A 12,193-nucleotide genomic window follows, 5' to 3' on the forward strand; every position below is an offset into this window, starting at 1 on the left:
ACCGCCCGAACCTCTGGAGGAAATCCAATGAAAATGCGCGTTGTAATCTCGCTGGCCGCTCTCGCCATCGCAGGCATGGCCTACGCCGCACCGATGGTCGAGACCGTCAAGACCGACAAGGGCGATGTGCTTGCGGGCGCAAAGGGTATGACGCTCTACACCTACAAAAAAGATACGAAAGGCGCGTCCAGTTGCTATGACAAATGCGCCACGAACTGGCCGCCCTTCCTTGCATCGGACAGCGACAAGGCGGATGGTGCCTATACCATCGTCACCCGCAAGGATGGGAAGAAACAATGGGCCAAAGACGGCATGCCCCTTTATTACTGGGTGAAGGACATGAAAAAGGGCGATATGACGGGCGATGGCATGGGCGGTAACTGGGATGTCGCAAAGCCATAACGGCAACGGTACTGACCGGCGGGGACAATTCGCCCCCGCCCCCGGTTCTTTCGAGTCCGAAATGCTGGCGCTGATCCCCATGCTTCGACGGTACTCCCGCAGCCTCTCTAGAAGTGACGCCGATGGCGAGGATCTGCTTCAGGACTGCGTGGAAAAGGCGCTCGCCAATCGCAGGCAATGGCGCGGGACCGGTTTGAAATCATGGGCTTATACCATCATGACAAACCTTTACCGCAACAGGCACCGGTTCGAGGTTCGGCACCGTGCCGAAAGCCTCGACGATCATGAAAACATAAGCGGCACGGAGACGCTGAGCGATACGCTCGAAAATGATCGCTTGCACGGCGCTCTGGCTCTACTGTCGCCAGAAATGCGCGCGGTGCTGATGCTGGTCACGGTGGAAGGCTACAGCTATCAGGAAGCGGCGGATACCATGTCGGTGCCCGTTGGCACCGTCATGTCGCGACTTTCCCGCGCCCGTGAAACCCTGCGCCGCCATCTGGAGGCTGATAACATCATTCCCATGCGGAGACCGAAATGACGAGGCTGGACGCCGTTACCGAAGACGATCTGCACGCCTATGCCGACGGGCTTCTTCCCGACGGGCAAAAGGCCATCGTCGAGGCGTGGCTGGCCGAACGGCCGGAGGAACAGCAGCGTGTCGATGCATGGAAAAGACAGGCCGAGATGCTGCGTGTCGCATTCGCGCCTTATGAGACGCCCCGCCCGCATGACACGGCATTGCTGAGCGTGAAAAAATCGCCCTCCGCGTTCCGTTTGAAACCGCTGCTGATACAGGCCTCCGCCGCTTGCCTGATCTTTGCCCTGGGAACTGCGACCGGCAGATTTCTGCCGTTCACATCCCCCGCAGACGAGGCAACGCCAAAGTCGTCCGATATTTCGGCCCAGGCGAAATCGGCGTATCTGATCTACGCCAGCGAGGTGCGCCACCCCGTAGAGGTCGGCGCTGGCGAGCAGCAGCACCTTGCCTCATGGTTGGGCAAGCGGCTGGGATATCCCTTTGCCATCCCGGATCTGACGAAGCTCGGTTACGATCTCGTTGGTGGCCGTCTCGTACCCGTCAGCGGCAAACCCGGTGCGATGCTGATGTATCAGGACAAAACCGGCAAACGCGTGACAGTCCTCATTGGCCACAACGAGGAAAACCGCACGACCAGCTTCCGCGTGGCAAGCGCTGGCGGCATCGAAACGTTCTACTGGATCGACGAGGAACTCGGTTATGCCGTATCGGCGGAATTGACCCAGGCCGAAGTACAAAAGATCGCCGAGGAATGTTACCGGCAGTTTCCGACGTGAAAGACGACGCTCATGCTCCGGGTTCGGGAAAGAAGTCCCACTCGAAGTCGCGGATGACAGAAGCCCAAAGCGTATTTTCGAGGGGTGGCAATATCTCGCGAACCTGACCGCCTGCGTCCTTGATAACTTTGGCGACGTCCTCCGGAGTATTACTCACCGGAATAGCGATCTTCCCCAGCCTGAAAGCAGACTGCACTCCGTCTCTCAGTTCGCTTTTGTATAGCTGCAGCGGCCCGGATGCCTTCTCGCCCGCAAAATAGATGGACCAGTTTCCCGGACTTTTCAGAATACTCAGCGGAGTTTTGCGCTCTTCATCCGCCAGCTGACGCAATTCGTCCCCAGCTTCGACGGTATAAACGAAATCAGACTTTGTCTGCACTTTCCCGAAGGCCTGCGCGTCTTTTGGAACTTCAAGCACGGGAATTATGTTTCGAACAAAAAGAAGATCAGCAATTTCGATGTCTTTAGGGCCATGTCTGTATGTCGTCACTTTCATCGGCCATCCCCTTGCCCAACTATTTCAAACGATAGTTGCATGTCGGATATTTTCCCGCAAGCGGGTGCCTACGCCAGCATGGGCCAGAGACTGACGACCAGCAGCACGGCCATCGTGATGTTGAACCATTTGAGCCGGACCGGCACCGACAGCCATTCGCGCAGCGCCGAACCGAACCCTGCCCATGTCGAGACGCTGGGCAGGTTTACGGCGGCGAAGGCAACACCCACGAGCATTACGGTAGCGAAATATTGCTCTTCACTGGTATAGGTCGCCATGGCCGTGACGGCCATGACCCATGCCTTCGGGTTTACCCACTGGAAGGCGGCCGCACCGAGAAACGTCATGGGTGAAGCGCCCGCCGACCCTTCCGTCAGGCTTCTCGACGTCCCGATCTTCCAGGCAATCCACAAAAGATAAAGACCGCCCGCAAATTTCAGCGCCGTGTAAAGCAGCGGGACGGAGTGCAGCAACGCGCCCAGCCCCAGACCGACACCGATCAGCAGCGACAGAAACCCGGCCCCGATGCCCAGCATATGCGGGACGGTGCGGCGAAATCCGAAGTTCACACCCGAGGCGAACAGCATCATGTTGTTCGGGCCGGGCGTGATGGACGTGGTGAAGGCAAACAGCACCAGCGCGATGAAGGTTTCGATTGTCATGACATCTCCTCAGGCGAAGGAACGTATCCGCCTGAGCGTCGGCTAACCAGCCAGAACGTCTAATCGGCTAGGTCAATTCTTTTGATGGATCGCCACGGCTCTCTTGGTTGTTTGAGAAGGGAGAACAAGACGCTATTGTCTTGCGGACAACCATGGGAGCACACCGATGCACGACGACATTCCTTCCGTCACCTTGCCTTCCGGAAAGGAAATTCCCGCACTCGGCCTCGGCACCTGGAACATGGGCGAGCAACGAGCAGACGAGGCACGGGAAATCCGTAGTATCCGCAAGGCAATAGATCTCGGCATGACACTGATCGACACCGCCGAGATGTATGCAGACGGCAGATCGGAGGAAGTGGTCGGCAAGGCGATTGCAGGTCGCCGTGACGACGTGTTTCTGGTCAGCAAGATCTATCCGTGGAATGCCAGTGCCGCAGGAACCGCAGAAGCCTGCGAACGCAGTCTGGAAAGACTCGGCACGGAGCGCCTTGATCTATATCTGCTTCACTGGCGCGGCGGGCATCCGCTGGAAGAAACGGTTGCCGCCTTCGAAAAACTGAAAGCGCAGGGCAAGATCGCCGAATGGGGCGTGTCGAACTTCGATGTCGAGGACATGGAAGCGCTCCATTCCGTTGCCGATGGAAAAAAATGCGCTGCCAATCAGGTGCTCTACAATCTGTCCCGACGCGGTCCGGAATTCGACCTGCTACCGTGGTGTCAGGAACGGGGCATTCCGCTCATGGCCTACTCGCCCATCGAGCAGGGCCGCATCCTCGACAATCACACACTGATCCACATTGCAAAGGCCTATCAGGCAACTCCGGCCCAGCTTGCGCTGGCGTTTCTGCTGGAACGCGATGGCGTCATCGCCATTCCGAAATCGGCAAGGGCGGAACGTGTCGAGGAGAATCGCGGCGCGACCGATCTGGAAATCAGCGATGAGGACTGGGATGCGCTCGATGCCGCCTTCCCGCCACCCCGTCGCAAGATCGCGCTCGAAATGCTGTGATATTTCATGGAGATGAAAGCGTTTCCGGAATCGATCCGAAAGCGCCTTGAATCAGATTGTGAAATACTGGATGCGCAAGGAAAATTAAGATCAGGTCGCCCGATCCGTCCGGGCGACCGTTTGCATATGAACCCGCTCAACGCGGTATTCTGCCGTCATATTCCTTTTTCAGTACCAACCAGCGGTCCCAGAATGGACCCGGAATCTTGTCGTGCAGAAGATCGGCAAGAATATCGAGATGGACATGCCAGCCCGAGCTGACACCCAGCATTTCCGCACGGTTTGCCAGCCGACGATGAACGAGCGTCAACAGGACCTCCTTGCCCAGAGCCTCGAGTTCGATCGACACCTCCCCGGCCTCATCCCAGCTGAAAACAAGTCTGTGCGGTGGAACGACGGTGATGATGCGGCTCGCCATCCTGTGTTCTTCCGAAAAACCGTCCGGGCGCTTGCCCGGCGGATCCGTCAGCTCGTCATTACGCCAGACCAGTTCGAAAGGCGCGCCGGCGGCAAGTTTCATCTCGCCCGAAGCCAGCCATCGACGACGGAGATCGCTGTCCGTCAGATAGGACCACACCCGCTCGATCGGCCCCGGCAGAAGCCGTTCGATCTTCACCGTCGCGGGCTCGACAATACGACCATAAGCGTCAGGCACTACAATATCAGCCATTGTCATTTCCTCCGTTTTCAATGGGTTTGTCCCGATCCTGCTCCCTGAGCATCCGCTCGAGGACATCGAGGCGAGTGCTCCAGAACTGGCGATAGAAACCAAGCCACTCATGCGCCTCCGCCAGCGGCCCGGGCGCCAGACGGCAGACATGCGTCCTCCCCCTCACCTCCCGCTTGATGAGGCCCGCATTCTCCAGCGCCTTGATATGCTTCGATGCCGCCGCGAGCGACATGTCGAAAGGCTCCGCCAACTGACTGACGGTCCGCTCTCCGCGAGATAACTCGCGAAGCATCGTACGGCGCGTTGCATCGCCGAGAGCATGAAATACCGTGTCGAGATGTGAATCAAGAAATTCAACCATGTTGTTGAATATACGCTTGCACATCCAAAAGTCAACCGAATGGTTGAATGAAGTGTAGCGGACATGGCGCAAACAAAAACGCCCGCGGTTTCCCACGGGCGTTCGATTAAGCGGCAAGGATTGCAGAACAGTTTTACATGCCCTGCGAACCGCGGTTCATCGCGGCAATGCCCGTACGGCAGATCTCGATCAGGCCGAGCGGCTTGATGATCGCCACGAACTGGTCGATCTTCGAGGACTTGCCGGTGATTTCGAAGATGAAATGCTCAACCGTCGCATCGACCACCTTGGCCTGGAAGGCATCGGCAAGACGCAGGGCCTCGGCACGGTCTTCGCCCGCACCGGCAACCTTGATAAGCGCCACTTCGCGCTCGATCGGACGCTCCTGCCCCAGTTCGCGAGCGCGGACGGTCAGGTCGAGAACCCGGTGTACCGGCACGATGCGCTCGAGCTGCGCCTTGATCTGCTCGAGAACGACCGGCGTGCCGCGCGTAACGATCGTGATACGCGACAGATGCGCCTCGTGTTCCGTCTCGGAAACCGTCAGGCTTTCGATGTTGTAGCCGCGGCCCGAAAACAGGCCGATGACGCGCGCAAGCACGCCGGGCTCGTTATTGACGAGAACCGAGAGGGTATGGTTTTCCGCGACCGCCGTTTCCTTCTGAATGAAGTAGGCCGAGCCGGTAGGCTGTAGGTGTGCGTTCATGTCCTTGTCCTCTTCCCGCTCTTAGACTAGCTGACGGCCCTTGGCGTCGATGGCATTGGCAACGGCTTCGTCCGTCGCCTCATCCGGCAACAGCATCTCGTTATGAGCCTTACCAGACGGGATCATCGGGAAGCAATTGGCGAGATTGGCAACGCGGCAATCGAAGATGACCGGCTTCTTGACTGCAATCATCTCAGCAATCTTGTCGTCCAGTTCCTTCGGATCATCGCAATACATACCGACCGCGCCATAGGCTTCCGCCAGCTTCACGAAATCCGGCATCGCTTCGGTGTAGGAATTGGACAGGCGGTTGCCATGCAGCAGCTGCTGCCACTGGCGAACCATGCCCATGTACTGGTTGTTGAGGATGAAGATCTTTACCGGCAGACCGTACTGGATGGCGCAGGACATTTCCTGAATACACATCTGGATCGAGGCGTCGCCGGCAATGTCGATGACGAGCGCTTCAGGATGCGCAACCTGGACGCCGATGGCGGCAGGCAGGCCGTAACCCATCGTACCGAGGCCGCCGGAGGTCATCCAGTGGTTCGGCTTCTCGAAACCGAAGAACTGCGCCGCCCACATCTGGTGCTGGCCAACTTCCGTGGTGATGAAGGTGTCGTGCGCCTTGGATGCCTCATACAGCCGCTGCAATGCATATTGCGGCATGATGACATCATTGGAGTTTTTGTATGCGAAGGAATTGCGGGCGCGCCAGCGGTCGATCTGGTTGTGCCACTCTTCCGTCTGCGCCTTTTCCGGCTTCTTCGGCAGGGCGCGCCACAGGCGAACCATGTCTTCCAGAACGTGGCTGACATCGCCGATGATCGGCACGTCGACACGAACGTTCTTGTTGATCGAGGACGGATCGATATCGATGTGGATCTTCTTGGAATTCGGCGAAAACGCATTCAGGCGGCCGGTGATACGGTCATCGAAACGCGCACCGACGCAGACCAGAACGTCACAGTCATGCATGGTCATGTTGGCTTCATAGGAACCGTGCATGCCCAGCATGCCGAGCCAGTTCTTGCCCGATGCCGGATAGGCGCCGAGGCCCATCAGGGTCGACGTGATCGGGAAATTGGTCAGCTCGACCAGTTCACGCAGCAGACGGGTTGCTTCCGGACCGGAGTTGATGACGCCGCCGCCGGTGTAGAAAACCGGCTTCTTCGCCTTCGACATCAGTTCGATGGCGGCATTGATGGCGTTCAGGTCGCCCTGAACCTTTGGCTTGTAGCTCTTCTGCTGAACGGCAGCGGAAGGTGGCGTATAAGTGCCGGTGGCGAACTGGATATCCTTCGGAACATCGACGACGACCGGACCCGGACGGCCCGTCTGGGCGATGCGGAAGGCTTCATGGATGATGCCAGCCAGCTCGTTGACGTCCTTTACCAGCCAGTTGTGCTTGGTGCAGGGGCGCGTGATACCGACGGTATCGCACTCCTGAAACGCATCGGAACCGATCAGCGTGGTTGGAACCTGTCCGGAAATGCAGACGAGCGGAATGCTGTCCATCAGCGCGTCCTGCAGCGGCGTCACGGCATTGGTGGCACCAGGACCGGACGTGACGAGCATGACGCCGACCTTGCCGGTCGAACGGGCGTAACCTTCAGCGGCGTGGCCTGCACCCTGCTCGTGACGCACGAGAATGTGCTGGATCTCTTCCTGCTGGAAAATCTCGTCATAGATCGGAAGTACGGCACCGCCAGGATAACCGAAGATGTGCTCCACACCGTTATCCTTCAGGGCTTTCAGAACGATTTCCGCGCCCGTCATACGATTGCTGTTTTCCGTATTGTCCTTATCCGTCATTGCCTGTTCCATCCCGAGTTGGCTTTGGATATCGCCTGAGCCTTTCGGCCCATGTGAAGACATAAAAAAAGGCTCCTAGAGGAGCCTCGTTTAGCGCATGGGTGCTTTCGCCGGATGGTTACACCATCCTGCCCATGCGCCGTCCCACCACGATAAGTACGTTAAGATTTTTCATGGGGCGGAGTGTTAGACACAAAAGCGGCAGTCGTCAACGCATATTGCGGAAAAAATCATCTTCCGTTCATTTTGTTGCGGCAATCAGCCCCAAAACGAAATTTTCGAATCGTATCGCTACACCAGTTGTTAAATACGATCATATAGCCTTTGAACCACAGAGGCTGCCCGAAATGCGGTTCTGTCCAGCGCCCGGGATGACATGTGAATAACGGCGAGTTTCATACATCGTCCAGGATGGGCGAAAACGAGCGGCGATCCAGCCAGCAGGCACCCGGCAGGCAGCTTGGGCGCGTGATCGCCTGCGACGGCGCACGCGCGACGATTGCCGCCGATATAGACCCCGGCTCCACCGAACTTTCGCAACTCTGGTCCGTCGGCCGCCTCATCTCCATCGAAATGGGCACGAGCCGCGTTGCTGCTCTCACCTGCTCCATGCGCACCCGAGACGAAGGATGGTCAAGCGACGGCGGCAACACCCTGCTGATCGAAGTCGATCTTCTTGGTGAAGTCTACCGCACCGAAGATGGCAGTGAGCGCTTCTCGACGGGCATTTCGCGATATCCGTATCTCGGCGCCGTTGCGCATCGCATCCGCACCAGCGACCTGTCGAAAATCTACGATAGCGGCAAACGCGATGACTGCGTGATCGGCAAGCTGACGCAGGATGACGCCATCGACGCGACGATCAACATTCAGCAGATGCTGGCCAAACACTTCGCCGTTGTCGGCTCGACCGGTGTGGGCAAATCCACCGCCGTGTCGCTGCTGCTGAACAAGGCGATTGAAACCGATCCGAAGCTGCGCATCCTCATTCTCGACCCGCACAACGAATTTGCCGCCGCCTTCCCCGGCAATTCGGTGGTGATCGACACTGATACGCTCGACCTGCCCTTCTGGCTGATGCGTCTGGATGAATTCGCTGAAGTCGTGTTCCGCGGACGAAAACCCGTTCCCGAAGAAATGGACATCCTTCGCGACCTCATTCCCGATGCCAAGCGGGCCTTCCGCGGCTCGGAGGGGTCCGGCGTGCGGCGAACATCCGACAAAAGCGCGGTGACCTCGGATTCGCCGATCCCCTACCGGATCGCGGACCTGCTGGCGATGATCGATGAACGCATCGGCAGGCTCGAAGGACGAAGCGACAAGCCCGCCTTGCGCTCCCTCAAGATCCGCATTCTCTCGGCGATCAATGACCCGCGCTACCACTTCATGTTCTCCAGCAACACGATCAGCGACACGATCATGGAAACGCTGGCGCACATTTTTCGCGTGCCGGGCGATGGCAAGCCGATCTCGGTTTTCCAGCTGTCCGGCATCCCGGCTGAAGTCGTCAATTCCGTCGCGTCCGTTCTGTGCCGCCTGTCGTTTGAACTGGCCGTTCTCGCGCGCGGTTCGCTGCACATGCTGGTAGTGTGCGAAGAAGCGCACCGCTATGTTCCGGCCGATGCCGAAAGGGGCTTTTTCCCGACCCGGCAGGCCATCGCACAGATCGCCAAGGAAGGCCGGAAATACGGAATTTCGCTCGGCGTCATCACCCAGCGGCCAAGTGAACTGGATCAGACGATCCTGTCGCAATGCTCGACCGTTTTCGCCATGCGCCTCTCGAACGAGAACGACCAGAAGATCATTCTCTCGGCGGTGCCGAACGCGTCGACCTCGACCACAAGTTTCCTGTCATCTATTGGCAACGGCGAAGCGATCGCATTCGGCGAAGCCGTCAGCGTTCCGATGAGGATGCGCTTCGACCGCGTTCCGACCGCCAAGCTGCCAAAAGCAAGCGGCGCGACCAGTCATGCGGTTCCGGATACGCCGGACACGGTCGATCTCAGTTCCATCGTCACACGCATGCGCTCCGCGGCGCGGCCTGCCATCACCGGTTTTCAGCAGAGCTTCGACGCAGCCTTTGCGTTTTCCGATACCCCGGAACCGCTGGCCGTGGAAACGGAACTCTGGAAACAGGAACTGCATACGCCTGCAAGCCCCGTCGAGAGCACCGGAAACTATGAACCTTACCGGCCCGACATGCTGCCTGGACGCGCAGTGAAGGTGAGCAGCGCCGCCGAACCCGATCCCGTCAACGACCTGCGGCGCGCCTCTTTCCAGTTGCAGGCGCAGAACGCCCCACCGCCCGTCGAGAACAGACCGTCGCTGCGCGAAAGCCTGCTCAAGAAACCGCTCGGTAGCCTCTACCGCAAGGATTGACGCCGGTTTTCAGGGCTGGATGCGTTCCCAGTCGTCGCCCATCTGATTGCGGAACCAGGTCATCTGCCGCTTGGCATATTGACGCGTCGCTGCTGCAGACTTTTCGATGACGTCCGCCTCGCTCATACGGCCATCCAGCATCGCTGCGATCTGCGACACGCCGATCGCCTTCATTGCGGTGGCATTGTCATCCAGCCGCAGCGCGAGCAGCGCCTTCACCTCTTCGACAGCGCCGTTTTCCATCATCTTTTCGAAACGGCGATTGATACGGTCGTGCAGAAGCGGCCGCTCAGGCAGGACGACGAATTTCCGGGCGCGCTCGGGATCGACGATGACCGGACCACGCACCAGCTGGAAGTCTCGGATGGATTTTCCGGTCGCTTCCAGGACCTCCAGCGCGCGCACGATGCGCTGTCCGTCGCCCTCGTTCAGCGTCTGCGCCATATCTGGATCGCGAACCGCCAGTTCCGCGTGAAGAAATTCTGCGCCCTCATCGACGAGGCGGCCTCGAAGCCGGTCACGTACATCGTCAGGAATGGCGGGCATATCCGACAGGCCGCCGGTCAGCGCCTTGAAATACAGCCCTGTACCCCCGACGATGACCGGAGGGCGTCCCTGCCCGTGCAATTCCTGCAGCAAGGCGCTGATATCCCTCAGCCACTCGCCGGTGGAATAGAGACTGCTGGCCGGCACATGGCCATAAAGGAGATGTGGCACGCCCTGCATATCCTCCTCGGAAGGCCGGGCGGTCAGCACCTGAAGCGTATCGTAAACCTGCATGCTGTCGGCATTGATGACGACACCATCGCGCTCCCGTGCCAGACGAAGCGCAAGCGCGGACTTGCCGCTTGCCGTCGGGCCGGTTATCAGGATCGCATCAAAATCGTCATCAAGGTTTTTCATCATGGCTCTCGTTGCCACGCTTATCGCCAATCCGTCAAATCCTGTTCTGACACCTGCCCTAGGCGAAGCGGCCGCGAAGGCCGTCAATGCCTCCGGTCTGTACTGGCTTGCAGACGGTATCGCCTGCGATCTCGCCCTGCCGGAAGGCACCGATATCGCATCGGCCTATGACGTTCTGCGCTTGGCGATCCTTGACAGAAAAATCGATGTGGTCATCCAGGAACAGGAAACGCGCCGCAAGAAGATTCTGATTGCCGATATGGACTCCACCATGATCGGACAGGAATGTATCGACGAACTGGCCGCCGAAGTCGGATTGAAGGAAAAGGTTTCCGCCATCACCGCCCGCGCCATGAATGGCGAGATCGCGTTCGAACCCGCTCTGCGGGAGCGCGTGGCCCTGCTCAAGGGACTGCCGGTCTCCGTTGTAGACGACGTCATCGAAAAGCGCATCACGCTGACCCCCGGCGGCAAGGAGCTGATCGCCACCATGAAGGCGAAGGGCTATTACACTGCACTGGTTTCGGGTGGCTTCACCGTCTTTACCGGCCGCGTGGCCGCTATGCTCGGCTTCGATGAAAACCGCGCCAATCTGCTCGGCGAAGAAAACGGCCTGCTGGATGGCACCGTCGCCGAACCGATTCTCGGCAAGCAGGCCAAGGTCGATGCCCTGAACGATATCGCCGGAAAACTTGGACTTACCCCGGACGAGGCAATGGCGGTTGGCGATGGCGCCAACGATCTCGGCATGCTGCATCTGGCTGGCTCGGGCGTCGCCCTGCATGCCAAGCCCGCCGTTGCCGCGGAGGCGCAGATGCGGATCGACCACGGCGACCTGACTGCCCTTCTTTACATTCAGGGCTATCGGAAGACGGATTTCATCACGGCATGATCATTCGCGAAACACCCCGGCTCATCCTGCGCGAGTGGAAGGAAAGCGACCGCGACCTGTTCCGCGAAATCAACGCGGACGCCAAGGTCATGGAGTTCTTTCCTTTCCGCCGCAGCCATGCGGAAGCGGACGCGGTGCTCGAAACCATCAATGGCATGATCCGCGGCAGCGGTTACGGCTTTTACGCCATGGAACTGAAGGAAACCGCGGAGCCTATGGGGTTCTGCGGTATCTCGCCGGTCATGAACCTCGACCCGCCCTTCCCGCTCGGCACGATGGAAATCGGCTGGCGGCTCGCCACCCGGTACTGGGGGCACGGTTATGTGACGGAAGCGGCCAAGTCGCTTCTGACCATGGCCTTCGATGAAAAGGAGACGCCGGAAATCGTCTCCTTCGCCGTCGATAACAACCATCGTTCGACGTCCGTGATGGAGCGCATCGGCCTGAAACGCGACCCGTCCCGCGATTTCGACCACCCGCGCGTGCCCGAAGAGACGCATCCCCATCTGCGTCCGCACGTCACCTATGCGCTGACGCTTGCGGAATGGCGGGCGAACCGGCAAACGACCGACGACTAA

General features: G+C 59.0%; 14 protein-coding genes. 7 read left to right on the forward strand and 7 right to left on the reverse strand.

All coding sequences use genetic code 11. The features are described 5' to 3' along the window. The first annotated feature begins 27 nt into the window (after positions 1-27). From N7578_RS18385 to N7578_RS18395, 3 genes are read left to right on the forward strand one after another with little or no spacing between them, the layout of a single operon-like run. A complete protein-coding gene (locus N7578_RS18385; RefSeq protein ID WP_311111672.1) occupies positions 28-402 on the forward strand; it encodes a hypothetical protein in 375 nt (124 codons plus the stop codon). After that, positions 386-943 carry an RNA polymerase sigma factor gene (locus tag N7578_RS18390; protein ID WP_311111673.1) on the forward strand — a complete coding sequence of 186 codons (558 nt, stop codon included), beginning with the start codon at positions 386-388 and terminating at the stop codon, positions 941-943. Before N7578_RS18385 ends, N7578_RS18390 begins: the two co-directional genes overlap by 17 nt. Then, on the forward strand, positions 940-1,719 hold the full coding sequence (locus N7578_RS18395) for an anti-sigma factor (protein WP_311111674.1): 780 nt from the start codon (positions 940-942) through the stop codon (positions 1,717-1,719). The genes N7578_RS18390 and N7578_RS18395 overlap by 4 nt, the downstream gene beginning before the upstream one ends. Before the next feature lie 10 nt (positions 1,720-1,729). Here the strand turns inward: N7578_RS18395 and N7578_RS18400 are convergent, their stop codons facing one another. Then, complete coding sequence (locus N7578_RS18400; protein WP_311111675.1) at positions 1,730-2,215, reverse strand: hypothetical protein; 486 nt, start codon at positions 2,213-2,215, stop codon at positions 1,730-1,732. A 68-nt stretch (positions 2,216-2,283) separates the two neighbouring features. After that, positions 2,284-2,877, reverse strand: coding sequence for a LysE family translocator (locus N7578_RS18405; protein WP_311111676.1), 594 nt, complete (start codon positions 2,875-2,877; stop codon positions 2,284-2,286). A gap of 166 nt (positions 2,878-3,043) precedes the next feature. On the opposite strand from N7578_RS18405, the gene N7578_RS18410 reads away from it, so the two are divergent. Beyond that, positions 3,044-3,889 carry an aldo/keto reductase gene (locus tag N7578_RS18410; RefSeq protein WP_311111677.1) on the forward strand — a complete coding sequence of 282 codons (846 nt, stop codon included), beginning with the start codon at positions 3,044-3,046 and terminating at the stop codon, positions 3,887-3,889. A gap of 136 nt (positions 3,890-4,025) precedes the next feature. Here the strand turns inward: N7578_RS18410 and N7578_RS18415 are convergent, their stop codons facing one another. The 4 genes from N7578_RS18415 to N7578_RS18430 all read right to left on the reverse strand — a co-directional run bounded on the left by N7578_RS18415 (position 4,026) and on the right by N7578_RS18430 (position 7,441). Further along, the gene (locus tag N7578_RS18415; protein WP_311111678.1) at positions 4,026-4,559 is read right to left on the reverse strand and encodes an SRPBCC family protein; all 534 of its coding nucleotides are present in this window, start codon (positions 4,557-4,559) and stop codon (positions 4,026-4,028) included. Further along, positions 4,552-4,920, reverse strand: coding sequence for an ArsR/SmtB family transcription factor (locus tag N7578_RS18420; RefSeq protein ID WP_422646732.1), 369 nt, complete (start codon positions 4,918-4,920; stop codon positions 4,552-4,554). The genes N7578_RS18415 and N7578_RS18420 overlap by 8 nt, the downstream gene beginning before the upstream one ends. A 133-nt stretch (positions 4,921-5,053) precedes the next feature. Then, positions 5,054-5,626: an acetolactate synthase small subunit gene (gene ilvN, locus N7578_RS18425; RefSeq protein WP_138790937.1), complete on the reverse strand. Its 573-nt coding sequence runs from the start codon at positions 5,624-5,626 to the stop codon at positions 5,054-5,056. A 21-nt stretch (positions 5,627-5,647) separates the two neighbouring features. After that, positions 5,648-7,441: an acetolactate synthase 3 large subunit gene (locus N7578_RS18430; protein WP_311111680.1), complete on the reverse strand. Its 1,794-nt coding sequence runs from the start codon at positions 7,439-7,441 to the stop codon at positions 5,648-5,650. A 378-nt stretch (positions 7,442-7,819) separates the two neighbouring features. Here N7578_RS18430 and N7578_RS18435 point away from each other — a divergent pair, with 378 nt between their 5' ends. Continuing rightward, on the forward strand, positions 7,820-9,820 hold the full coding sequence (locus N7578_RS18435; RefSeq protein WP_311111681.1) for a helicase HerA domain-containing protein: 2,001 nt from the start codon (positions 7,820-7,822) through the stop codon (positions 9,818-9,820). Positions 9,821-9,829: 9 nt separating this feature from the next. On the opposite strand, the gene miaA is transcribed toward N7578_RS18435, so the two are convergent. Next, on the reverse strand, positions 9,830-10,726 hold the full coding sequence (gene miaA, locus N7578_RS18440; RefSeq protein ID WP_311111682.1) for a tRNA (adenosine(37)-N6)-dimethylallyltransferase MiaA: 897 nt from the start codon (positions 10,724-10,726) through the stop codon (positions 9,830-9,832). Here miaA and serB point away from each other — a divergent pair. Next, entirely contained in the window at positions 10,725-11,615 is an 891-nt protein-coding gene (serB, locus tag N7578_RS18445; protein ID WP_311111683.1) for a phosphoserine phosphatase SerB, read from the forward strand. The two genes, miaA and serB, sit on opposite strands and share 2 nt — an antisense overlap. Next, a complete protein-coding gene (locus tag N7578_RS18450; RefSeq protein ID WP_311111684.1) occupies positions 11,612-12,193 on the forward strand; it encodes a GNAT family N-acetyltransferase in 582 nt (193 codons plus the stop codon). The genes serB and N7578_RS18450 overlap by 4 nt, the downstream gene beginning before the upstream one ends.

The organism is Agrobacterium tumefaciens, assembly GCF_031801495.1.
GTDB lineage: Bacteria > Pseudomonadota > Alphaproteobacteria > Rhizobiales > Rhizobiaceae > Agrobacterium > Agrobacterium tumefaciens_K.